Source organism: Stakelama saccharophila, from assembly GCF_032229225.1.
GTDB lineage: Bacteria > Pseudomonadota > Alphaproteobacteria > Sphingomonadales > Sphingomonadaceae > Sphingomonas > Sphingomonas saccharophila.
The window spans coordinates 1,490,148-1,511,741 of the sequence record NZ_CP135076.1 but is presented as its reverse complement, the minus strand read 5'-3'; the positions used below and the strand labels follow the sequence as shown (position 1 = coordinate 1,511,741).

Annotated in this window: 22 protein-coding genes, 1 tRNA gene and 1 pseudogene; 8 read left to right on the top strand and 16 right to left on the bottom strand. The window is 65.8% G+C overall.

The window, feature by feature from the left end; translation table 11 throughout:
* Window positions 1-22: 22 nt before the first annotated feature.
* On the bottom strand, window positions 23-559 hold the full coding sequence (locus RPR59_RS07130) for a NuoB/complex I 20 kDa subunit family protein (protein WP_313918120.1): 537 nt from the start codon (window positions 557-559) through the stop codon (window positions 23-25).
* Complete coding sequence (gene ndhC / locus RPR59_RS07125; RefSeq protein ID WP_313918403.1) at window positions 550-924, bottom strand: NADH-quinone oxidoreductase subunit A; 375 nt, start codon at window positions 922-924, stop codon at window positions 550-552. Before ndhC ends, RPR59_RS07130 begins: the two co-directional genes overlap by 10 nt.
* A gap of 203 nt (window positions 925-1,127) precedes the next feature.
* Here ndhC and RPR59_RS07120 point away from each other — a divergent pair, with 203 nt between their 5' ends.
* Entirely contained in the window at window positions 1,128-1,664 is a 537-nt protein-coding gene (locus RPR59_RS07120; protein WP_313918118.1) for a YbjN domain-containing protein, read from the top strand.
* A 37-nt stretch (window positions 1,665-1,701) separates the two neighbouring features.
* Here RPR59_RS07120 and RPR59_RS07115 read toward each other — a convergent pair whose 3' ends face one another.
* The 5 genes from RPR59_RS07115 to thiE all read right to left on the bottom strand — a co-directional run bounded on the left by RPR59_RS07115 (window position 1,702) and on the right by thiE (window position 5,782).
* The gene (locus RPR59_RS07115; RefSeq protein WP_313918116.1) at window positions 1,702-2,523 is read right to left on the bottom strand and encodes an inositol monophosphatase family protein; all 822 of its coding nucleotides are present in this window, start codon (window positions 2,521-2,523) and stop codon (window positions 1,702-1,704) included.
* Window positions 2,524-2,634: 111 nt separating this feature from the next.
* Window positions 2,635-3,198, bottom strand: coding sequence for an elongation factor P (efp, locus tag RPR59_RS07110; RefSeq protein WP_313918114.1), 564 nt, complete (start codon window positions 3,196-3,198; stop codon window positions 2,635-2,637).
* A 146-nt stretch (window positions 3,199-3,344) separates the two neighbouring features.
* Complete coding sequence (locus RPR59_RS07105; protein WP_313918112.1) at window positions 3,345-3,980, bottom strand: M23 family metallopeptidase; 636 nt, start codon at window positions 3,978-3,980, stop codon at window positions 3,345-3,347.
* Window positions 3,977-4,999 carry a L,D-transpeptidase family protein gene (locus tag RPR59_RS07100; RefSeq protein WP_313918110.1) on the bottom strand — a complete coding sequence of 341 codons (1,023 nt, stop codon included), beginning with the start codon at window positions 4,997-4,999 and terminating at the stop codon, window positions 3,977-3,979. Before RPR59_RS07100 ends, RPR59_RS07105 begins: the two co-directional genes overlap by 4 nt.
* An 87-nt stretch (window positions 5,000-5,086) precedes the next feature.
* On the bottom strand, window positions 5,087-5,782 hold the full coding sequence (thiE, locus tag RPR59_RS07095; protein WP_313918108.1) for a thiamine phosphate synthase: 696 nt from the start codon (window positions 5,780-5,782) through the stop codon (window positions 5,087-5,089).
* On the opposite strand from thiE, the pseudogene RPR59_RS07085 reads away from it, so the two are divergent.
* Window positions 5,783-6,528, top strand: a pseudogene (locus RPR59_RS07085) (DUF72 domain-containing protein).
* Between the two features lie 142 nt (window positions 6,529-6,670).
* Here RPR59_RS07085 and RPR59_RS07080 read toward each other — a convergent pair.
* Window positions 6,671-7,579 carry a class I fructose-bisphosphate aldolase gene (locus RPR59_RS07080; RefSeq protein ID WP_313918102.1) on the bottom strand — a complete coding sequence of 303 codons (909 nt, stop codon included), beginning with the start codon at window positions 7,577-7,579 and terminating at the stop codon, window positions 6,671-6,673.
* Window positions 7,580-7,710: 131 nt separating this feature from the next.
* Here RPR59_RS07080 and RPR59_RS07075 point away from each other — a divergent pair, with 131 nt between their 5' ends.
* Window positions 7,711-8,913, top strand: coding sequence for an MFS transporter (locus RPR59_RS07075; RefSeq protein WP_313918099.1), 1,203 nt, complete (start codon window positions 7,711-7,713; stop codon window positions 8,911-8,913).
* Window positions 8,914-8,916: 3 nt separating this feature from the next.
* Here RPR59_RS07075 and RPR59_RS07070 read toward each other — a convergent pair whose 3' ends face one another.
* From RPR59_RS07070 to tkt, 4 genes are all read right to left on the bottom strand, one after another.
* On the bottom strand, window positions 8,917-10,116 hold the full coding sequence (locus RPR59_RS07070; RefSeq protein ID WP_313918097.1) for a phosphoglycerate kinase: 1,200 nt from the start codon (window positions 10,114-10,116) through the stop codon (window positions 8,917-8,919).
* Window positions 10,117-10,268: 152 nt separating this feature from the next.
* Complete coding sequence (locus RPR59_RS07065; RefSeq protein ID WP_313918095.1) at window positions 10,269-10,724, bottom strand: MOSC domain-containing protein; 456 nt, start codon at window positions 10,722-10,724, stop codon at window positions 10,269-10,271.
* The gene (gene gap, locus RPR59_RS07060; protein WP_313918092.1) at window positions 10,721-11,728 is read right to left on the bottom strand and encodes a type I glyceraldehyde-3-phosphate dehydrogenase; all 1,008 of its coding nucleotides are present in this window, start codon (window positions 11,726-11,728) and stop codon (window positions 10,721-10,723) included. The genes RPR59_RS07065 and gap overlap by 4 nt, the downstream gene beginning before the upstream one ends.
* Window positions 11,729-11,863: 135 nt before the next feature.
* Window positions 11,864-13,843, bottom strand: a complete 1,980-nt coding sequence (tkt, locus tag RPR59_RS07055; RefSeq protein WP_313918090.1) for a transketolase — start codon at window positions 13,841-13,843, stop codon at window positions 11,864-11,866.
* 187 nt (window positions 13,844-14,030) lie between these two features.
* On the opposite strand from tkt, the gene RPR59_RS07050 reads away from it, so the two are divergent.
* From RPR59_RS07050 to RPR59_RS07035, 4 genes are all read left to right on the top strand, one after another.
* Entirely contained in the window at window positions 14,031-14,204 is a 174-nt protein-coding gene (locus tag RPR59_RS07050; RefSeq protein ID WP_313918087.1) for a hypothetical protein, read from the top strand.
* Complete coding sequence (locus RPR59_RS07045) at window positions 14,204-14,506, top strand: cell division protein ZapA (protein WP_313918085.1); 303 nt, start codon at window positions 14,204-14,206, stop codon at window positions 14,504-14,506. Before RPR59_RS07050 ends, RPR59_RS07045 begins: the two co-directional genes overlap by 1 nt.
* A gap of 173 nt (window positions 14,507-14,679) precedes the next feature.
* Entirely contained in the window at window positions 14,680-15,237 is a 558-nt protein-coding gene (locus RPR59_RS07040; protein WP_313918083.1) for a 5-formyltetrahydrofolate cyclo-ligase, read from the top strand.
* Window positions 15,237-15,446 carry a DUF2842 domain-containing protein gene (locus RPR59_RS07035; protein WP_313918081.1) on the top strand — a complete coding sequence of 70 codons (210 nt, stop codon included), beginning with the start codon at window positions 15,237-15,239 and terminating at the stop codon, window positions 15,444-15,446. Before RPR59_RS07040 ends, RPR59_RS07035 begins: the two co-directional genes overlap by 1 nt.
* Before the next feature lie 11 nt (window positions 15,447-15,457).
* On the opposite strand, the gene RPR59_RS07030 is transcribed toward RPR59_RS07035, so the two are convergent.
* The 3 genes from RPR59_RS07030 to RPR59_RS07020 form a co-directional block, all read right to left on the bottom strand.
* Window positions 15,458-15,814, bottom strand: a complete 357-nt coding sequence (locus RPR59_RS07030) for a PRC-barrel domain-containing protein (RefSeq protein ID WP_313918079.1) — start codon at window positions 15,812-15,814, stop codon at window positions 15,458-15,460.
* Window positions 15,815-15,947: 133 nt separating this feature from the next.
* A tRNA-Asp gene (locus RPR59_RS07025) sits at window positions 15,948-16,024 on the bottom strand.
* A gap of 43 nt (window positions 16,025-16,067) precedes the next feature.
* Window positions 16,068-17,222, bottom strand: coding sequence for an AI-2E family transporter (locus RPR59_RS07020; RefSeq protein ID WP_313918401.1), 1,155 nt, complete (start codon window positions 17,220-17,222; stop codon window positions 16,068-16,070).
* 170 nt (window positions 17,223-17,392) lie between these two features.
* Here RPR59_RS07020 and RPR59_RS07015 point away from each other — a divergent pair, with 170 nt between their 5' ends.
* Window positions 17,393-18,865, top strand: a complete 1,473-nt coding sequence (locus tag RPR59_RS07015; protein ID WP_313918077.1) for an FGGY family carbohydrate kinase — start codon at window positions 17,393-17,395, stop codon at window positions 18,863-18,865.
* A gap of 895 nt (window positions 18,866-19,760) precedes the next feature.
* Here the strand turns inward: RPR59_RS07015 and RPR59_RS07010 are convergent.
* Window positions 19,761-21,506, bottom strand: a complete 1,746-nt coding sequence (locus RPR59_RS07010; protein WP_313918075.1) for a class I adenylate-forming enzyme family protein — start codon at window positions 21,504-21,506, stop codon at window positions 19,761-19,763.
* Between the last annotated feature and the right edge of the window lie 88 nt (window positions 21,507-21,594).

Sequence of the window (21,594 nt, the reverse complement as noted above, 5' to 3'; positions counted from 1 at the left end):
CTGATATTGTTCCCGATTTCGCTCATCGCTCGATCGTCCCTGCGCGGCGAATCTTCCGCTGCAACTGCATCACGCCATAGAGCAACGCCTCGGCGGTCGGCGGGCAGCCGGGCACATAGACATCCACGGGCACGATCCGGTCGCAGCCGCGCACCACCGAATAGCTGTAGTGATAATAGCCGCCGCCATTGGCGCAGCTACCCATCGAGATGACGTATTTCGGCTCCGACATCTGGTCATATACGCGGCGCAGCGCCGGGGCCATCTTGTTGCACAGCGTGCCGGCGACGATCATCACGTCCGACTGGCGCGGGCTCGCACGCGGCGCGGCGCCGAACCGCTCCATGTCATAGCGCGGCATGTTGACGTGGATCATCTCCACCGCGCAGCAGGCGAGGCCGAACGTCATCCACCACAGCGAGCCCGTGCGCGCCCACTGGAACAGCTCCTCGGTCGAGGTGACGAGGAACCCCTTGTCGGTCAGTTCGCCGTTCAGATCATTGAAAAACTGCTGGTCGGGCAGCTTTCCCTCGGGCGGAGGGCTCAATTCTACTCCCACTCCAACGCTCCCACTTTCCAGGCATAGGCAAGGCCCAGCGCAAGTTCCGCGATGAACACCATCATCGAGAACCAGGCCGTCCAGCCGATGTCGAACACGCTTACCGCCCACGGATAGATGAACGCCGCCTCCAGATCGAAGATGATGAAGAGGATCGCGACGAGGTAAAAGCGCACGTCGAACTGGTTGCGCGGGTCCTCGAACGCCGGAAAGCCGCATTCATATTCGGTCAGCTTTTCCGGATACGGCTTGTGCGCGCCGGTCAGCCGGCCGACGATCATCGGCAGGACGACGAAGGCGACCGAAAGCGCCAGCGCGACCCCGAGAAAGATCAGGATCGGAAGATATTGCGACAGATCGAACAAGGTCATCTCGCGGTTGCGGTAAAGTTGAGGCGCTTCTAGGACGCTGCCCCGTACCGGGCAAGGCCCACGGGGACAGAATCTCGCGCCAATTTTGCGACGGTTCGCCCAGATGGCGGACCGGAACGCCGAAAAGGCGGTTCATCATCTGCGCCCGACGCTGTACGATATCGTTTCGATTTTCTGTATTTGAAGGGGATCGCGACATGAAAGCCGCAATCCTGGCTGTCGCCTTGACGTTTTCCGCGAGCATTTCCACCGCGTCCGCACAGAACGCCAGCCGCTCGCCCGCGCCCGCGACCGCGACGAAGCCCTCGCTCGCGCTCATTCACAACATCACGGCCGACCCGCAAGCCATCAGCGAGATCCTTCGCGCCGACGGCTATGACGCGGAGATCGAATATTCGGCCAGCGGCGATCCCTTCATCACCAGCGAGGGATCGAAGAATCGCTTCACCATCTTCTTCAACAACTGCACCGACGGAAAGGACTGCCGCACCATCCAGTTCTATGCGGGCTTCGCCACGTCCGAACCGCGCACCCTCTCGCTGATCAACCAGTGGAACCGGGAAAAGCGCTTCGCCAAGGCCTATATCGACGACCAGAACGATCCTCGGCTGGAGATGGACCTCAATCTCAATAATGGCGGCGTGGCGCGGAACAACTTCGTCAGCGACTTCCGCCTCTGGGTCCGCCTGCTCGATGCCTTCAAGAGCCATATCGACTGGAACGAGGACGAATAAGGCGGACGGCGCGGTTCGTCGCCGGCGGATGCGCCGCCTATTTGTTGCGCAGCGCCCCTGCCACCAGCTTGTGCAGCTTCGAATGCAGCGCGTCGTTGGCCGCCAGCACCTGCTTGCGCGTCATCGCCTGGTCGCCGCCCCGAAAGTCGGTGACGAAACCGCCCGCTTCGCGCACCAGCAACAGTCCGGCCGCCACGTCCCAGGGCTGCAGCCCGCTCTCCCAGAAGCCGTCATAGCGGCCCGCCGCGACCCAGGCGAGATCGAGCGCGGCCGACCCGAAGCGGCGAATGCCCGCCACCTCCGGCGCCACGGCACCGAAGATCCGGGTCCACTCGGCAAAATCACCGTGGCCGAGAAACGGGATTCCGGTCGCGATCAGCGACTCGTCCAGATGCCGGCGCGCCGACACCCGCAGCCGCCCGTCATGCAACCAGGCGCCCCGCCCCTTTTCGGCCCAGAAGCTCTCGTCCGTCAGCGGCTGATAGATGAGCCCGCTGGTGATTTCCGGCTGACCGCCCGCCCCGCGCGGATCTTCCACCGCGATGGAAATGGCGAAATGCGGAATGCCGTGCAGGAAGTTGCTCGTGCCGTCGAGCGGATCGACGATCCAGCGCGGCTTGTCGGGGTCGCCCTCGATCTTGCCGCCCTCTTCCAGCAACATACCCCAGTCGGGTCGCGCCTTGCGCAGTTCCTCGAAAATGGTCTGCTCGGCCCGCTTGTCGGCCATGGAGACGAAGTCCGCCGGCCCCTTGCGGCTGACCTGCAGGTGCTGAACCTCGTTGAAGTCGCGCCGAAGCCGCGGCGCCGCCTTGCGCGCGGCGCGCTCCATGATGGTAAGAAGACCCGAATGCGAAACCATGATGCTCTCCCCCCTCCCGCTTACGGGAGGGGCTGGGGGAGGGAAAATTCGTGACGCGGGATGTGCGGGGTCAGGCCCTCCCCCGACCCCTCCCGCAGGCGGGAGGGGAAACTAGTCCGCCCGCTTCACATATGCCTGTTCGTACACGTCAACGACGACGCGCGTGCCGGAGCTGATATGCGGCGGCACCATGATGCGCACGCCGTTGTCGAGCACCGCCGGCTTGTAGGAAGACGACGCCGTCTGCCCCTTCACCACCGCATCGGCTTCGACGATCTCCGCTTCGATCTGGTCGGGCAGTTGCACGGAAATCGGCTTGTCCTCGTAAAGTTCCAGCGTCACGTCCATCCCGTCCTGCAGGAACGCCGCGGCGTCGCCCAGCATGTCGGTGGGCAGCGTGATCTGCTCGAACGTGTCCTTGTCCATGAAGGTCAGCATCTCGCCGTCCTGGAACAGGAACTGGAAATCCTTGGTGTCCAGCCGCACCTTCTCGACCGTTTCGGCCGAGCGGAAACGGACGTTGGTCTTGCGGCCGTCCATCAGGTTCTTCATTTCGACCTGCATGTACGCGCCGCCCTTGCCGGGCTGGGTGTGCTGGATCTTGGCGGCCCGCCACAGGCCGTTTTCATATTCGATGATGTTGCCGGGACGAATGTCCACGCCGCTGATCTTCATGAGTCTACCCGTTGGAAAGAGCGTTGCGGCGGCTCACGACAAGCCGCCTCGTGGCCGGCCATTTAGAGGGTGGCGACGCAGAGGGCAATCCCGCCGACGCCGGTTGCGCCGCGCACCGCCCGATCCGCTCCGCCGTGCGCGCTCGATCAGTGCGCGCCGGCCGGTTCCGACACCAGCAGCGGATAAGGGTCGATCGGCGTTCCCCGCCACCATCCATCCCCTCGCGCGCGTCGCCACACGCCGAAATGCAAATGGTAATTCCCGGCACCCGCATTGCCGCTGTCGCCGACATTCGCGATCCACTGGCCGGCACGGACCCGCTGTCCTTCGCGCAGGTCCGGCGCATAGCGGTCGAGATGGGCGTAATAATAGGTCCGCCTGCCGTCCGCCGACCGTTCGTAGATGGTGACCCCGCCGCCGCCTTCGCTGAAATACAGCCTGTCGATCCGCCCCGGCGCGGCGGCGAGCACGGGTGTGCCCCTGTCGGCCATGATGTCGAGGCCCTCGTGCCGCCGCGCGCCGCCTTCGCGCGGATCGGCGAAGTTGGGCGTGAGGTCGCGGCGCGCCACCCCGGCCACCGGCACGACGAGCATGCCCGAACCATCGCCGCGGTCCGCCGCCTGCCCGTCCGCGGACATATCGGCGTCGTTCACCCCGTCCGCTGGCTGCCGCTTGGACGGCGTATCGAAAGGGGCGATCTCGACGCGCGTGGTGGCGACGAACAGGATGACTATCAACACCAACAGCCCGGCCACCGCCCAGCCGAGGCGGGACAGGATCACGGCTGGAAGATCGCCGGCGTACCCGGTTTCACCATCAGCGAGAGCCGCGCCGCGTCCCAGTTGGTCAGGCGAATGCAGCCATGGCTCTCCGCCCGGCCGATCGTTTCCGGTGCGGGCGTGCCATGGATGCCGTAATGCTCCTTGGACAGATCGAGCCAGACGACGCCGACCGGGCCATTCGGTCCCGGCGGCAGCTTCGCCTCGCCCTCGCTCGAATCCGCATCCCAGAACAGGTCCGGATCATAGGCAAATTCGGGATTGTAGTCGGCACCCTTGATGGTCCAGCGACCGATCGGCAGCGGATCGTGCTCGCTTCCCATGGTTGCGCTGAACTGCGCGAGCAGCCGGTCCCGCTTGTCGAGAACGCGCAGCACCCCGTCGGACTTGTCGACCACGATATGATCCGCGGTGGGCACGTCGGCCTCGACATTGAGCATGTTGAGCGTATCCCGCCATTGCGGCTCCAGGTCCTGCGGATAGGCGCGAGAGGTCGGCAGCGCGTTGGGGAACACCACCTTCGTGCCCGGCGTCAGCATCGTCTGCGGGCTGTTGAGTTCCAGCAGCACCTCCGGCGTGGTGTGGAACATCTCGGCCAGTTTTTCCATCGGCGAACGATAGCCCAGTCGTTGCAGCTTCGCCTGCTCCTTCGGATCGTCGGGCAGCGGATTGACATAAGGTCCCGCCAGCGCCTTGCGCGACAGCGTCAGCGTCCTGGTCGGCCGCCACGCGCGATAGCGATGGAGGGCGCGCAACGTCGCCCGGTCGATCTCGCCCGTTTCGGGCAGCCCCCGCGACTCCTGGAAGCCTTCGAGCGCGGCATGAAGCGACTGGCCCATTCTGCCGTCGAGCACGCCCGGCCCGAAGCCGAGATGATCGAGGATCACCTGCACATGCAGCGTCGTCCAGTCGATCTTGTCGGGCGACGCCGCAACCGGCCGCGCAGGCGCCGTGCCCGCATTCGCCACCCCGCCGGCCGCCGTCAGGGCAATCGTCGTGATCGCTATAAGAACGCCGCGCATACTGATACTCCCCAACCGCCAATGGTCGGTGCTTCAAACGAAATCCGGCACGCTTGTTTCCGGCAGGTGATATCGGCTCTGAAGCTGTCAGGCGTCGAGCTTCTCGGCAAAGGCGCGGACGGCGGCCGCCTCGTCGCCGTTCCACACGCTGCCGCACACGGCCAGGAAATCGGCCCCGGCTTCGATCAGCGGTCGGCAATTGTCCGGCGTGATACCACCGATCGCCACGCTCGGCAGTTCGAACAGGGCCGACCACCAGGACAGGATCGACGGATCGGGATGGTGCTCCACGTCCTTGGTCGTCGTCGCGAAGAAGCTGCCAAAGGCGACATAGTCCGCCCCGGCCTCGCCCGCCTCCATGGCGAGGTGTCGGCTGTCGTGACAGGTCACGCCGATCTGCACCTCGGGGCCGAGGCTGCGCCGTGCCTCGCGCGGATCGCCGTCGCCCTGGCCCAGATGCACGCCGTCGGCCCCCAGCCGCTTTGCCAGGCTGATACTGTCGTTGACGATGAAGGCGACGTCGTGATCGGCGCAGATCGCCTGCAACGGCTCGGCCGCGCGCGCCGCGGCGTGCTGGTCCATATCCTTGACCCGGTACTGGAACGCCGCGACCGGCCCGGCGTCGAGCGCGCGCGCCAGGCGCTCGGCGAAATCGCCCGATATGTCGAGCGGCGAGATCAGATAGAGCTGGCATGGCGCGCGCGCCGCCTCCTCCCGACGGAATTGGGCCGCGAAGCCCTCCAGCGCGTTACCCTGCGGTTCGTCCTGTTCGGAGATCGTCATATGCCTTCTTCCCCTCGGCCCGGCGCGTCCGCGATCCGCATCGGCTGCTCGGGCTGGAATTATCGTCACTGGCGTGGTCGGTTCTATCCCGAAAAGCTCGCCGTCAAGAACTGGTTCGGCTTTTATGCCGAGCATTTCGACACGGTCGAGATCAACAACAGTTTCTATCGCCTGCCCAAGGCCGAAACCTTCGACAAGCACCGTCGGGATTCTGCTACGCCGTCAAGGCCAACCGCTACCTCACCCACATGAAAAAGCTGAAGGACAGCGAGGATTCGCTCGCCCGGATGCTGCCGCCGACGCGGCGCCTGCGCCAGACGCTGGGACCGATCCTCTATCAGCTCCCGCCGAACTTCGGGCTCGATTGCGACCGCCTCGCGGATTTCCTCGCGCTACTTCCAAAAAAGCATAGCCATGTCTTCGAGTTTCGCGACAAGAGCTGGTACACCGACGATGTGCTGGCGCTGCTCGATCGGCACGGCGCCTCCTTCTGCGTTCACGACATGCCCGGCTCCGCCAGCCCGCGCTGGGCGACGGGACGGGCCGCCTATGTCCGGTTTCACGGCGGCGAAGGCAAATATCACGGCCGCTATTCCGACGAAGGGCTACGCGACTGGAGCGACTGGCTGGTCGGGCAGGCGAAGGCGGGCCGCTCCGTCTGGGCCTATTTCAACAACGACATCGACGCCCATGCCATCCACGACGCGCGAACGCTGAAAGCAATGGTGCGCCAGGCGGGCGGCTGATCCTCCCCGAGCTTGCTCGGGGAGGGGGACCGCCGACCGCAGGCCGGTGGTGGAGGGGCATCTCGCTCGCCAATTGCGAACCGGGATACCCCTCCACCCCGCGACAGAGTCGCGTGGTCCCCCTCCCCCTGCGGGGGAGGATCTATTCTTCGCCCTTGTAGATCCGCACGATCTTGTCGAGCATGGCCAGCGCTTCCTCGCGCGGGCGCTGGAAGGTGTTGCGGCCGATGATCGATCCATTGCCGCCGCCGTCGCGAATGTCGCGCGCGTCCTGAAAGACCGCGTCCGCCCCCTTGGCCGCGCCGCCTGAAAACACGACGATCCGGCGCCCCGCAAAACAGCTCTGCACGACATGCGCGACGCGCTTCGCCTGGGTCGAGGCGTCGAAATTCTCGTACGCCTTCTTCGCATCCTTCTGCTCGATATGGTCGCTCGGCAGCTTCACCTTGATGACGTGCGCGCCGAGCAGCGCCGCCATGTGCGCCGCATAGGCGCCGACGTCGAGCGCCAGTTCGCCGGCCTTCGACAACTCGCCGCCGCGCGGGTACGACCAGATGACGGTGGCGAGGCCCACCGACTTCGCCTCCAGCGACAGTTCGCGGATTTCCTCGGCGAGTTCGAAGAAATGTTCCGAGCCCGGATAGACGGTGAACCCGATCGCCGCACAGCCGAGCCGCAGCGCGTCGTCCACGCCCCCGGTGACCGCCTGATCCTTGGTCGTCGCCCAGCTATTGGCGCTGTTGAGCTTTAGGATCGTCGGGATCTGGCCGGCAAAGGTGTCCGCGCCCGCTTCCAGCATACCCAGCGGCGCGGCGAAGGCAGAAAGGCCCGCATCGATCGCGAGCTGATAATGGTAATGCGGATCATAGGCCGGCGGATTGACCGCGAAACTGCGCGCCGGGCCGTGCTCGAACCCCTGGTCGACCGGCAGGATGACCAGCTTGCCGGTGCCGCCGAGCCTGCCCTGCATCAGGATACGGGCAATATTGCCCTTGGTGCCGGGACAATCGGATTCGTACTTGTCCAGAATGGCCTTCACGGTCGGCGTCATCGTTTCCCTTCCCCAGTCTTTTCGATTATCGACGTTGTGAGCGCGTGATACTCACTCGTCGATAGTCCGGCAATGCCGATATGCAGCGGATATTGCTTGCGGAATCGGCGGTCCGTTCCTCTATGGGGGCGATGCACGGCACCAGCCCCCCGGAATCGCAGCGCAACCTGTCTCGCGGTCTGATCCTCCTCTTGGCCACCGCCTGCGGGGCGATGGTTGCGAATCTCTATTACGCGCAGACGCTCATCGACACGATCGGCCCGGAAATCGGGCTTTCTCCCGGCGTGGCGGGGGCGATCACCACCCTTACCCAGCTCGGCTACGGCGCGGGGCTCGCCCTGTTCGTGCCGCTCGGCGACCTGTTCGAAAACAAGCGCCTGGCGCTGCTGTCGACCGCCGGCGCTATTCTGGGGTGCCTCGGAATCGCGGCATCGAACGGTCCCGTCTCGTTTCTCGCCGCCTCGCTCATCACCGGCATCTGCGCCACCGGCGCGCAGGTGGTGCTTCCCCTCGCCTCGCACCTGGCGGTGAAGGAGCGGCAGGGCCGCGTCATCGGCACGATCATGAGCGGCCTGCTGTTCGGCATCATGCTCGCGCGTCCCGTCGCCAGCTTCCTTGCCGATGCGATCAGTTGGCGCGCGGTGTTCCTTCTGTCGGCCGGCCTCATGGCGGCGATCGGCATCGCCTTGTGGTTCGTCTGCCCCACCCGCAAGCCGGAAACGAAGCTCGGTTACGGTGCCATTCTCGGTTCGGTATGGGGCCAGCTCCGCCGCCACCGGGCACTGCGCCTGCGTGCCTTCTATCAGGCGATGCTGTTCGCCGCGTTCAACCTGTTCTGGACCGCGGCCCCGCTCGAACTCCTGCGCAACTTCGACTTCACGCAGCAGCAGGTCGCCTGGTTCGCGCTGGCCGGGGCCGGCGGCGCGCTGGCAGCGCCGCTTGCCGGAAGCCTCGCCGATCGCGGCCTGATGTGGTGGACCTCGTTCGGCGCGCTCCTGATGCTGACGCTGTCCTTCATCGGCGCCGACGTTGCGGTCGCAGCCACCAGCGTTGCCGCTTTCGTCATCGCCGCGATATTGATCGACACCGGTGTGCAGCTCAACCAGATCACCGGGCAGAAGATCATCTTCGCGCTTTCGAGCGATGCCCGCGCGCGCGTCAACGCGGCCTATATGACGGTGATGTTCGTCGTCGGCGCCAGCGGTTCGCTGATCGGCTCGGCTACCTTCGAGCATGGCGGCTGGACGCTCAGCGCGCTCACCGGCGCCGCGATCGGCGGAATTGCGCTCGTCATATTCCTGCTGTTCGACCGCGGCGCGAGCGATCCGGACTGACGCCTATCCGGCGAGCGCAGCGACGCCGGGCAGTTCCTTGCCTTCCATCCACTCGAGGAACGCCCCGCCCGCAGCCGAAACGAAGCTGAAATCGTCCGCCACGCCGGCCTGGTTGAGCGCCGCGACGGTGTCGCCGCCACCGGCAACCGACACGAGCTGGCCTTCCTTGGTCAGCGCCGCCGCCGTCCTGGCGAGCGTCACCGTCGCTACATCGAACGGCGGTGTCTCGAACGCACCCAGCGGGCCGTTCCACACCAGCGTCCTGCAGGTCTTGAGCGCATCGGCAAGCGCCTCGGTCGCTGCGGGTCCGATGTCGAGGATCATTTCGTCCGCCGCGACCTCGTGCACATTCACCGTGCGCGTCTCGGGATGCGGCTTGAATTCCTTCGCGACCACCGCGTCATAGGGCAGGTGCACGGTGCAGCCCGCGCTGTCGGCGGCGTCCATGATCGCCTCCGCCGTATCGGTCAGGTCGTGCTCGCACAGGCTCTTGCCGACATCAACGCCGCGCGCGGCAAGAAAGGTGTTGGCCATACCGCCGCCGATGATCAGGTGATCGACGCGGCCGACCAGATTCTTCAGCACGTCGAGCTTGGTCGAAACCTTCGCGCCGCCGACCACCGCCGCGACGGGGTGTTCGGGATCGCCCAGCGCCTTGTCGAGGGCGTCCAGTTCGGCTTCCATCGCCCGCCCGGCAAAGGACGGCAGCTTGTGCGCAAGCCCCTCGGTCGAAGCATGCGCGCGGTGCGCCGCCGAAAAGGCGTCGTTGACGTAGAAATCGCCCAGCTTCGCCATGGCGTCGGCCAGCGCCGGATCGTTTTTCTCCTCACCCGCATGGAAGCGCGTGTTTTCGAGAATCGCGATATCGCCCTCGCCCAGCGTCGCGACCGCCTGTTCCGCGTCGTCGCCCGCGCAATCGTCGATGAAGCGGACGGGCCGGCCCAGCACCTGCTCATAGGGTCTGGTGACGAGCGCCAGCGACATCTCCGGCTTGCGCTCGCCCTTCGGCCGCCCGAAATGGGCGAGCAGCAGGACGATCGCGCCCTTGTCGGCGAGTTCGGTGACAGTCGGGATCGTCGCCTTCAGCCGCGTATCGTCGGTCACCGCGCCGTCGGCCATCGGCACGTTCAGGTCTTCGCGCACGAGCACGCGCTTGCCGCGCACATCGCCCATGTCGTCCAGCGTCTTGAAATTGCGAGCCATGTTCGTCCCTTCCTCGTGCCTTCTGCATATCCCCGCGCTCCTGCGGGCAGGAACGTTGGGCTTTCCCGTTCCGTGCTCCTGCGAAAGCAGGAGCCCAGAGCATCAAGCGCGTCGCTTGCAGCCCCGGATTCCTGCCTTCGCAGGAATACGATCTAGTCCAATACCGCCATCGTATCGCCGACCACGATGCGGCCGGGCGCGATCACCCTGGCGAGCGCACCGCCGCGCCAGCCGGGCGTCAGCGCCGTTTTCAATTCCGGCGCGACCTCCTCCATGCGGCTGCACGGGGTGCATTCTTGCGTAATTTCGAGAATGACGGCCTCGCCGATGCGGATCCGCGTCCCCGCTATCTGCGGCAAGTCGAAATCCTCGGCCAGCAGGTTGGCGCGCCGGTGCCACCATTCGAGACCGTGGCCAAGTTCGGCCATCGCCGCGTTCCAGTCCTCCGCCTCGATCAGCGAAACCTGCCGCCGGCCCCTGCCGCCGGGCTTCACGCTCCCGCGAAAGTCGCCGGCAAGCCCGCCGTCCACGGTAATCTCGACCGCATCGAGCGTTTCCATGGGGCCGCGCGGGCGGCCATGGCGGGCAATGCCGGCGAGCCTGCTCAACCGAGCCTGGCCATCGCGCCGGCGGTGTCGACCATGCGGTTCGAGAAACCCCATTCATTGTCATACCAGCTCACGACGCGCACCAGCTTGCCGTCCAGCACCGCGGTTTCCAGGCTGTCGACCGTCGACGACGCCGGCGTATGCACCAGGTCGATCGAGACCAGCGGCTCGTCGGTATAGGCGAGCACGCCCGCCAGCGGGCCGCTCTCCGCCGCCTTCTTCAGGATCGCGTTGACCTCGTCCCTGGTCACGTCGCGCTTCGGCGTGAAGGTCAGGTCGATGAGGCTGCCATCCGGCACGGGCACGCGCACCGCCGAGCCGTCGAGCTTGCCCTTCAGTTCCGGCAGCACCTCGCCCACCGCGCGGGCGGCGCCGGTGGTGGTCGGGATCATCGACATGCCGGCGGCACGCGCGCGGCGCAGGTCCTTGTGGATCTGGTCGAGGATCTTCTGGTCGTTGGTATAGGCGTGGATCGTCGTCATCAGGCCGCGCTCGATCCCGATTTCGTCGTTCAGCACCTTGGCGACCGGCGCCAGGCAGTTGGTCGTGCACGACGCGTTCGACACGATCCGGTGATCGTCGGTCAGCTTGTCGTGATTGACGCCGTAAACCACCGTCAGGTCGACATTCTTGGCAGGCGCGGAGATCAGCACCTTCTTCGCGCCGGCATCGATATGCTTCTGCGCGCTGTCGCGGTCGGTGAAGAAGCCGGTGCATTCGAGCACCAGATCGACGCCATTGTCCTTGTGCGGCAGGTTCGCCGGGTCGCGCTCGGCGGTGACGTGGATCTTCTTGCCGTCGATGACGATGTCGTTGCCGTCGACCTCCACCTTGCCGGGATAGCGGCCATGGACCGAATCGCGCTCGAACAGCCAGGCATTGGACTTCGCGTCGGCGAGATCGTTGATCGTCACAAGTTCGAGCCCGCAATCGGGACGCTCCAGGATCGCGCGCGCCACCAGGCGGCCGATGCGTCCGAACCCGTTGATCGCTACCTTCGTCATATAATTCTCCTGCTCGTCGATTTCCGTTTCGGCGGAATATCACCCTACCGTTCGCGCTGAGCTTGTCGAAGCGCCGTCCTTCTTCGCCCGAGCAAAGAAAATGCAGGGTTTCGACAGGCTCAGCCCAAACCGATTCTATCTTCCCACGGCCGCCGCGATCTTCGTTTCGACCGCCTCGGCGGTAAGCTCGAAATGCTCGTACAACCGCGCCCCCGGTCCCGACGCGCCGAAGCGATCGAGGCCGAAGCGCAGGCCGTTCGCCCCGGTGTAGCGTTCCCAGCCCATCGTCGTTCCCGCCTCGATCGACACGCGGAGGATTTTGTCCGGCGTGACGTCGGGCAGGATGTCCTCGCGATAGCTTTCGGGTTGGGCGTCGAAGCGCGACCAGCACGGCATGGACACCACATCGGCGCCGATGCCGCGCGCTTCAAGCCTTTCGCGCACTTCGACCGCGGTCGAAACCTCCGACCCGCTGGCGATCAGGACGACGCGCCGCTCCGCCTTCGCGGCCCGCAACCGATACGCGCCGCGCGCACAGCGATTCTCGTCCGCCTCGTCGCGCAATTGCGGCAGATTCTGGCGCGAAAGGGCGAGCAGCGACGGCCCGTCCTTGCGCGCGACCGCCAGTTCCCAGCACTCCGCCGTCTCGACCGCATCGGCGGGGCGGTAGCTGTCGAGATTGGGGATGACCCGCAAGCTCATCATATGCTCGATCGGCTGGTGCGTCGGGCCGTCCTCGCCCAGCCCGATCGAATCATGCGTCATCACATAGACGACACGCGTGCGCTGCAGCGCGGACAACCGGATCGCCGGCCGCGCATAATCCGAAAAGACCAGGAACGTCCCGCCATAGGGAATGACGCCGCCATGCAGCGCCATGCCGTTCATCGCCGCGCCCATCCCGAACTCGCGAATACCGTAATAGACGTAGCGACCGCCGTAATTGTCGCGGTCGAACGTGCCGAGGTCCCTGGTCAGCGTGTTGTTCGACCCCGTCAGGTCGGCGGACCCGCCGATCGTTTCGGGCAGGGCGGCGTTGACCGCCTCCAGCGCCAGTTCGGACGCCTTGCGCGTCGCCACCGTCCTGGGCTCGCCCAGCAGCTTGGTGACATGATCCCCGACCGAGAAACCCTCGGGCAGGTCGCCCGCCATGCGCCGCTCGAATTCCTCGCGCTTTCCGTGGCTTGCAAGACGCTCCTGCCAATCGGCATGCGGCACGGCGCGGCTCTTGCCGTTCTGCAGCCAGACGTCGCGAATATCGCCCGGAATCTCGAAGGCCGGCGCGTCCCATCCAAGCTCCTTGCGCGCCGCCGCGACCTCGTCCTCGCCCAGCGCGGCGCCGTGCGTCTTGGCCGTGCCCTGCTTGTTGGGCGCGCCCTTGCCGATGATCGTGCGGCAGCGCACCAGGGACGGCCGGTCGTCCTTCAGCGCCGCGTCGAACGCGCGAGAAATATCCGCGAAATTGTGCCCGTCGCATTCCACGACATGCCAGCCTGTCGCCTCATAGCGCGCCGGAATATCTTCGCTGGTCGAAAGCTCGGTCGACCCGTCGATGGTGATCCTGTTGTCGTCCCACAGCACGATCAGTCGGCCGAGCTTCAGATGGCCGGCAAGGCCGATCGCCTCATGGTTGATGCCTTCCATCAGGCACCCGTCGCCGGCGATCGCCCAGGTGCGGTGATCGACCAGATCGTCGCCGAATTCGGCATTCAGGTGCCGCTCGGCCATCGCCATGCCGACCGCCATGGCCAGCCCCTGCCCCAATGGCCCGGTGGTGCATTCGACACCGGGCAGCTCGAAATTCTCCGGGTGGCCGGCGCACGGGCTGCCGACCTTGCGGAAATTGCGGATGTCCTCGATCGTCGGCCGTGCATAGCCGGTCAGGTGCAACAGCGAATAAAGCAGCATCGACCCGTGCCCCGCCGACAGCACGAAGCGGTCGCGGTCGGGCCATGCCGGATCGGCCGGATCGTATTTGAGATAGCGGGTGAATAATATCGTCGCGACATCGGCCATGCCCATCGGCATGCCGGGATGGCCCGAATTGGCGGCCTCGACCGCATCCATGGACAGGACGCGGATCGCATTGGCGAGGTCGGTGTCGGTAACGGGCATCGGGCTCTCCGCAGACGGCATGGCGACCGGCGCGCTGGGGAAAAGGGCGATGCACCGGCGAGTCTTCATCAATCGCGCACGCCTTTGCGGGGCCGAGCCGCTCTCGTCAACCGGCGAGCGGTGCTTGCCCGCCGGCCCTACTCGGCATATCTCTGGAGGCATGTCGGAAAACTCGCGTCAGACCCGCATGCAACGGATCGAGCGCGCCGTCGCGCGCATCGAAAAGGCGGCCGCCGCCCGCGCCTATGCTACCGACGCAATCGCGCGGCGGCACGCGCGATTGCGCCAGCGGATGAACGAAGCGGTCGAGGCGCTGGACGGCCTGCTCGAACGCGAAGAGCGCAAGGGCGACGAGGCGTAATGGGCGAGGTCACCTTCACCGTTGCCGGACGCCCGCATACCGTGGCCTGCCGCGACGGCGAGGAACCGCAACTGCGCGAACTGGCGGCGATGCTCGACGCGCATTCGGAAAGTGCGACGCGGGCCTCCGGCGGGCTGTCGGCCGAACGGACCATGATGTTCATCGCCCTGATGCTCGCCGACGAGGTGGCGGAGGCGCGGCGCAATCCGCCTGCGGGCATTCCCGACGAAATGCTCGATCGCATCGCCGATCGGCTCGAAGCCGTTGCGGCGACCCTTGAGGACGAAAGCGCGACCTCCTAGATTGGCCCGTGGCGGGCACTGCCCGGTACGAGCTTTAGCGATTATCCCTGAGGCGATAGAAACATCCAAGGGAGCTGTCCCTGTTCGGGTCCTGGCCCGATGCACACGGCGCCCACCTGACGTTACTGGCGTCAGAGGATATTCGAGCAAACGGCCCAAGGTGGTCCCGCCACATGACGAAGCAGCCGATGGACAAGCCCGCCCTCCGCGCCCGCATGCGGGCCGAGCGCGACCGATTCGTCGCCGAACATGGCGGCCGGATCGTCGTGCCGGACTGGTTCTTGGCATTGCTCCGGGCCGGCCTCACGGTCGCTTCCTATCATCCCATCGGCAGCGAGGCTGATCCCGCGCCTCTGGCGAACGCAGCCGTTGCGGCGGGCGCAACGCTTGCACTACCGCACGTCGCGGGCAAGAAGGCGCCGATGCGCTTTCTCGCCTGGCACCCCGACGACGGACTGGCCGACGGTCCGTTCGGCCTGCAGCAGCCGACGGGCGACCGGCCGGTGGCGCCCGATATCGTTCTGACGCCGCTCGTGGCCTTCGACGGCGCCCGCAACCGCCTGGGCCAGGGCGCCGGCCATTACGACCGCGCCTTTGCCGAACATCACGATGCCCTGCGCATCGGCGTCGCCTGGCAGGTGCAGCAGGTCGACCGGCTGCGGCCCGATCCCTGGGACGTGCCCCTGCATGCGGTCATAACCGAGGCCGGCTCGATCAGAGAGAGGAATTGATGCAGCCCACCTGGCGCAAACCGGCCGGCGCCCTCCTGATCCTCGGCCTCGTCATCATCTGGGCGATTCTTGTCGGCAGCCTGTCGCCGAGCATCTCCCGGCTGGCCTGGCCGCTGCAGACGATCGTGTACGCCGTCGCCGGCATCATCTGGATCGCGCCGCTGCGCCCGCTCCTCCGCTGGATGGAAACGGGTCGCTGGCGCGCCTGACGGGGCCGGGCTCACATGTAGGTGAACCCGTAATGGCCATATAGCATACGGCCATATTCCTCATCGAACTGCGGTGGATCGGACTGGTATCTGGGTCCGTCCTCGACCTCTGCGCGCGTCACGTTCAAGATGTAGCCGCGCCGGCTGATATCATAGGTCAGCGCCTGCCACGGCAACGGATAATAATGTCCGCTCAGCCCCAGGATGCCGCCGAAGGACAGGATGACATATTCGACCTGGCCCGACGCCTTGTCGATCATGAACCGTTCGACCTGCCCCAGCTTTTCACCGTCACGGCTATAGGCACTTGTCCCCTCGACCCGGTCCGAGGCGATCAGCCGGCCCGCGTGCAGCGACTCGTCGCTCATGCTGTTGGCTCCCGCTTTGGTTGTCGCCGCCGACAGGCGGCCATGCCTTGCCAACGAACGGAAAGCATCAGCTTTCCGTAGCGTCCGTCCAATTTCCGCGGTGGGATAAGGGTCGCCCTTCCCGTTCGGGAAATGGCGCGAGTGACGGGACTTGAACCCGCGACCTCCGGCGTGACAGGCCGGCGCTCTAACCAACTGAGCTACACCCGCATGTTAGCGAGGAGGCGGCTGTTAGAGGAGCGATTCCGGGGTGTCAACCGGATTGCGCACCATTTTCAGCCGGCGTCTTTTCCGTGGCCGGCGGATTGTGCACCAGCGTGCCGTGTTCGAACAGGAATCCGGCAATATCCGGTTTTCCGGCCGCTTCCACGACCGTCTGGATGATGATCAGCAGCGGCACCGCGAGGAGCGCTCCCGGCGTCCCCCAGACCCAGCCCCAGAAGCTCAGCGAGATCAGTATCAGGATCGGATTGATGGTCAGGCGGTGGCCAACCACCAGCGGGGTGATCAGATTCGCCTCGATCAGATGCGCGCCGATCATGATGACGGCGGGCAGCAGCGCCCACCACAGGTCGTTATACGTCATCAGCCCGCCGATCGCGAGAAGCAACGCCGCCACGATCGGGCCCAGATAAGGGATGTAGTTGAACACCGCGACCAGCCCGCCCCACATGAGCGGCGTCGGCATCCCGACCCCCCACAGGGCCAGCGCCACCGTCAGCCCCAGCGAGATATTGATGACGGTGATCGTGCCCAGATAGGCGGAGGTATCGTCCACCACGTCCTGGATGACGCGCGCCGTCGCCATGGCGCCGTCGAAGCTCGTCCGGCTGGTGATCGCGCTGCGCCGCAGCCGGGTCCAGCCCGACAGGAAGAAGAAGATCACCAGGATGGCGAAGAACATCTCGATCAGCGCCGACGGCGCCGATGTCGCGAACAGATCGAACAGCGACCGGGGCGGCGAAGCGGCGGAAATCACCTGCTCCTGATGGGCCGGGGCCGTCGCCATGTTCTGGATCACGCGGTTCACGAAACTTTCGAGATTCGAATAGAAGTCAATCAGCGGCGCGACATTGCGTTGAATCTGGTCGATCCGGTCGGGAAGGATCTGCGCCCAGCCCCAGGCCGGCACGACGATCGAAGCGAGCGCGACATTGGCGAGAACAAGGAACAGCAGCACACAGGTCAGCGATGCCAGCGGCGCGGGCACCCGGTGCCGTTCCAGCCATTCCAGCACCGGCACCAGCGCGATCGCGACCACGATCGCCGCCGTCAGCGGCAGGAAGAATTCCGACCCCGCCTGCAAGGCGAAGGGCAGCGCCAGCAACAGGCCGATACCGGCGATCAGCGTCAGGCCGGCCAGCAACCGGTCGCGGCGCAGTTCCTCGGCGGCGATCGCGTCGTGCATCGCCTGGGTCCGCAGCGCCTGTTCCTCGGCCGCCGGCTCGTCCCACGCCTGCGCGCCGCCGCGCTCTCCCTCCCTGATGCCCGATTCGTCGTTCACATGCTGTCCCTGTCCTGCGATCGGACAGTCTAGCGCGGTTCCATGCGCTTGTAATCCCGGCTACGATCGGCTGCATGGCGGAATTGATCCTGGTTCTCGACGAAGGCACCACCTCCACCCGGGCGATGCTGTTCGATCCCTCCGGCCGGTGCCTGGGCGCGCGATCGGCCGACCTCACTCGGCAGTATCCCGAACCGGGCCGCGTCGAACATGACGCTGCGGAAATCTGGGAAAAAACCGTCGCCTGCGGCCGCGCCGTGGTGGATGCCGCCGGGGGCACGGACCGTATCGCGGCCATCGGTATCGCCAATCAGCGCGAAACCGTGATATTCTGGGACCGGGAAACCGGCGAGCCGCTGGCGCCCGCCATTGGCTGGCAGGACCGGCGCACCGCCGCTTATTGCCGCAAGCTGCGCGAAAGCGGAGAGGAAAGCGCCGTGCAGGCCCGCACCGGATTGCTGCTCGACCCTTATTTCTCCGGCTCGAAGATCGCCTGGGCGATGGACAACCTGGCCGAAGTCGCCGAAGCCGGAGACCGCCTGGCCATCGGCACGGTCGAAAGCTGGCTGGTCTGGAAGCTGACCGGCGGCCTGCACGTCACCGACGCCACCAACGCCTCGCGCACGCTGATGATGGGCCTGGGCAGCGGAAGCTGGGACGACGGCCTCACTGCGATGTTCCGCGCGCCGCGTGCCGCCCTGCCCGAAATCGTCGACAGCGCGGGGAATTTCGGCACCACCACCGTTTTCGGCGGCGAGATTCCGATCTGCGGCCTGGCCGGCGACCAGCAGGCCGCCACGATCGGCCAGGCCTGTCTCGAAAAGGGCGACTCCAAGGGTACGTTCGGCACCGGCGCCTTTCTTCTCGCCAATGCCGGCACCACGCCGCCAAAGTCGCGCAAACGCCTGCTCGCGACCGTGGCATGGCAGCTCGGCGGCAAGCGTACCTATGCGATCGAGGGCTCGATCTTCGTCGCCGGCAGCCTGATCCAGTGGCTGCGCGATTCGGTCGGGCTCATCGGCGATGCGGCGGCGACCGAGGAACTGGCGCGCAGCGTGAAGGACAATGGCGGCGTCTATCTGGTCCCCGCGCTCAGCGGCATCGGCGCGCCCTGGTGGGAGCCGGAGGCGCGGGCCGCCATTTCCGGCCTCAGCTTCTCCACCGGCCGCGCCCATATCGTGCGCGCCGCGTTGGAGGCGATGGCACATCAGACCGTCGACCTGAAAACGGCCTTCGCCGCCGACGGCGCCGACTGGGCGCGGCTGAAGGTCGATGGCGGCATGGTCGCGAACGACTGGCTGACGCAGGACCTGTCGAACATGCTCGGCATACCCGTCGAACGCCCGCAATTCGCCGAAACCACCGCGCTGGGCGCGGCGATGCTCGCCGGGGTCGGCTGCGGCTGGTTCGAAGACCTCCACGCCGCCGCCGCCATGCGCGGCGCGACCGACATGTTCGAACCGGCCATGGGCAAGCAGGCCCGCCAACGCCGCCTAGACGGCTGGCACCACGCCGTGGAAAGCGTCATCGGCGCGGCCCACGATTAGGATCGGTCCCGGGGCGGTTCCGCCCGGTTGGATCTTCATTCCGTTAAGCAAGGCCGCGGCATCGAGCCCCGCCTTCGCTGAACCCACCCCTTGATCTCTCCCTTTCAAGGAGACTTCTGCAAAAGGCGCGAAACGGAAGCCTCTTTCGTCGTGCTGAACTTGTTTCAGCATCCACTTGGCTGCAATATCAAACGCGTAAGCTAAGCGGCTCGGTAGACCCAACCTCCGCCGGGGTGACGAGAATGGGTTTCGCAGAGGCATCCTCGCCCGAAAGGGAGGGGAAATAGAACCACCTTCCAACCCGTCGTTCCTGCGAAGGCAGGAACCCCTGTCTCTCGCCGCACCACACCGCGCAGAAACCATTTTCCTACACCCGCCGGTCTATGCCACCACCGGCACCGCTCTTTGATATCGGTTATACTCCCCGCGCGCGCACCCGCGCGCACGCACGCCTGCGTTGAGGTGTGACTCTGTGCGACCTTTGGCGGTTTTCCGCAGCGTTCGGGAAAGCAGCGAATCCCCCCTCCGGCACCGCATCTCCTCCCCTCCCTTTCAAGGGAGGGGCCGGGGGTGGGTGCGAGCGCAGCGAGCTTCAACGCCAGCCGAATACCAGGAAACGGAACGGAAGCGATGGCGGCTCTGCATGCCGGGCCGCCGTTCGGCTCGAGCAGATCAAATTCAGCATGACGGAATGCATGCCCCACCGTCATCGCCGAAGAGGCGGGGATCCACATTGGCTGGCCTTCTGGACGAGCAGCCGCGGGAAATATGGATTCCCGCCTTTGCGGGAATGACGATCAAAGCTGGCCTCGTTTTCCTTGCTGAAACGCCGCGCCGGAGGTGAAATCGCCGCCCCTGTCCCGTCGGGGCTCGCTACCGCTCCTGCCTGATGGCTTCAAGCCGCCTGTTCCGCCGCGAACCACGCCTTCAGCTCACGCTTCATGATCTTGCCGTTGGCGTTGCGCGGCAGCACCGCGTCGGAAAACCGCACGGCGACCGGCACCTTGAACGCCGCCAGCCGTTCGCGCACCAGGTCCTGCAATTCCGCCTCGCTCGCAGTCGTGCCGGGCGCGAGATGCACCACCGCCACCGGCTCTTCGCCCAGCGTGCGGTGCGGAACGCCGATCAGCGCGGCGTCGGTGACGGCGGGATGCGAATACAACACGTCCTCGACTTCGGACGAATAGATATTCTCGCCGCCGCGGATGATGATGTCCTTGGCCCGGTCGACGATGTAGCAGAACCCCTCCTCGTCCAGCCGGGCGAGGTCGCCGGTCTTCACCCAGCCGTCCACGAATGCCTCGGCCGTGTCGCCGGGCTTTTCCCAATATCCTTTCACGACCATCGGCCCCTTGACCCACAATTCACCGACCTCGCCGACCGGCAATTCGCGGTCCCCCTCCGGCGACATGATCTTCAGGTCGGCGACCGGCACCGGCGGGCCGCAGCTCGTCGGACGGTTGAGATAATCCTCCGCCCCGTGGCTGGTCACCGTCGCCATCGTCTCGGTCATGCCCCAGCCATTGCCGGGCAGCGCGCCGAATTCGGTATAGATGCGCCGGACCAGCTCGGGCGCTGCCGGCGCGCCGCCATAGGCGATATTCTCGAGGCTGGAGAGATCGTACCTGTCGCGATCGGGATGTTCGAGCAACTGCCAGGCGATGGTCGGAACCCCGCCCGTCACCGCCACCTTCTCGCGCTCGATGATCTCCATCGCCGCGACGGGATCCCATTTGTACATGAAGACCATGGCCGAGCCGCTCGCGATCGTTGTCATCATGCCCGCGCTGCACGCAGTGACGTGGAACAGCGGAATGACGAGCAGCGAGGTACGCGGCTCCGGCTCGGGCGGCTGTTCGCCGCGGCGCAGAAAGGATCGCGCCGCCGCATAGCCGCCGGAAAAGATGTTGGTGATGATGTTGCGATGTGTGCCCAGCGCCCCCTTGGGGTGCCCGGTCGTGCCGCTGGTGTAGAAGATCGTCGCATCGTCGTCGGGTGCTATCCGCACCTGCGGAAACGCGATCTCGGGCAGGTCGGCCCATGTCTTCGCCCCGCCGATCAGATCCTCGAAATGGCCGAACCGCCCCTCCAGCTTGGCATCGGTACGGCTCACGAAGACGCGTTCGAGCTGCGCCATGTTCCGATAATGCTCGGCCAGCCGCCCGTGCCGCCCCCCGTCAAGGAACAGGATCTTCGCGCCCGAATCGGCGATGCCATATTCCAGTTCGGCGCCCGTCCACCATGCGTTCAGCGGCACGATGATCGCGCCGATGCTGGTCGCGGCGAAGAAGATGACCGGCCATTCGGGCAGGTTGCGCATGGCGAGGCCGACCCGGTCCCCCTTTCCCACCCCCATTTCGCGCAGGCGGGCCGCGAGATGCGCGACCGCACGGTAATTGGCGTCATAGGTGACGCGCTCGTCCTCATAGATGGTGAAGGGCCGTGCTCCATGCGCCCGCGACAACTGGATCAGCGCGGCGAGTGACGGCGGCGCATTCTTCCATACCCGCGTCGGCACGCCGCGAATGTCCACCGTTTCCATCTCGAAGCGCTGTCCCGGCGCACAGAGAATTTCCTGAGCCTGGGCAAGGTCGAGCCTGGGCCAGGATGGATCGAGTTCGATCAGGGGTGCGGTGGCCAAGGCGTCCTCTCTCACGATCTTGAATGTCGGGTTTGCTTCCGCAAGCCGTTTTTACGAACGTTAGTGTTGATTCATGCAGCGCTCAAGG

What these genes read in the sequence shown, in the direction of transcription:
- RPR59_RS07045 (WP_313918085.1), top strand. Translation starts at nt 14,204, where the DNA reads ATGGGCGAGGTCACCTTCACCGTTGCCGGACGCCCGCATACCGTGGCC.
- RPR59_RS07080 (WP_313918102.1), bottom strand. Translation starts at nt 7,579, where the DNA reads ATGACGCCGACCGTGAAGGCCATTCTGGACAAGTACGAATCCGATTGT.
- RPR59_RS07050 (WP_313918087.1), top strand. Translation starts at nt 14,031, where the DNA reads ATGCAACGGATCGAGCGCGCCGTCGCGCGCATCGAAAAGGCGGCCGCC.
- RPR59_RS07100 (WP_313918110.1), bottom strand. Translation starts at nt 4,999, where the DNA reads ATGCGCGGCGTTCTTATAGCGATCACGACGATTGCCCTGACGGCGGCC.
- RPR59_RS07040 (WP_313918083.1), top strand. Translation starts at nt 14,680, where the DNA reads ATGACGAAGCAGCCGATGGACAAGCCCGCCCTCCGCGCCCGCATGCGG.
- RPR59_RS07075 (WP_313918099.1), top strand. Translation starts at nt 7,711, where the DNA reads ATGCACGGCACCAGCCCCCCGGAATCGCAGCGCAACCTGTCTCGCGGT.
- RPR59_RS07115 (WP_313918116.1), bottom strand. Translation starts at nt 2,523, where the DNA reads ATGGTTTCGCATTCGGGTCTTCTTACCATCATGGAGCGCGCCGCGCGC.
- gap (WP_313918092.1), bottom strand. Translation starts at nt 11,728, where the DNA reads ATGACGAAGGTAGCGATCAACGGGTTCGGACGCATCGGCCGCCTGGTG.
- RPR59_RS07120 (WP_313918118.1), top strand. Translation starts at nt 1,128, where the DNA reads ATGAAAGCCGCAATCCTGGCTGTCGCCTTGACGTTTTCCGCGAGCATT.
- thiE (WP_313918108.1), bottom strand. Translation starts at nt 5,782, where the DNA reads ATGACGATCTCCGAACAGGACGAACCGCAGGGTAACGCGCTGGAGGGC.
- RPR59_RS07030 (WP_313918079.1), bottom strand. Translation starts at nt 15,814, where the DNA reads ATGAGCGACGAGTCGCTGCACGCGGGCCGGCTGATCGCCTCGGACCGG.
- RPR59_RS07015 (WP_313918077.1), top strand. Translation starts at nt 17,393, where the DNA reads ATGGCGGAATTGATCCTGGTTCTCGACGAAGGCACCACCTCCACCCGG.
- efp (WP_313918114.1), bottom strand. Translation starts at nt 3,198, where the DNA reads ATGAAGATCAGCGGCGTGGACATTCGTCCCGGCAACATCATCGAATAT.
- RPR59_RS07035 (WP_313918081.1), top strand. Translation starts at nt 15,237, where the DNA reads ATGCAGCCCACCTGGCGCAAACCGGCCGGCGCCCTCCTGATCCTCGGC.
- RPR59_RS07020 (WP_313918401.1), bottom strand. Translation starts at nt 17,222, where the DNA reads ATGCACGACGCGATCGCCGCCGAGGAACTGCGCCGCGACCGGTTGCTG.
- RPR59_RS07070 (WP_313918097.1), bottom strand. Translation starts at nt 10,116, where the DNA reads ATGGCTCGCAATTTCAAGACGCTGGACGACATGGGCGATGTGCGCGGC.
- tkt (WP_313918090.1), bottom strand. Translation starts at nt 13,843, where the DNA reads ATGCCCGTTACCGACACCGACCTCGCCAATGCGATCCGCGTCCTGTCC.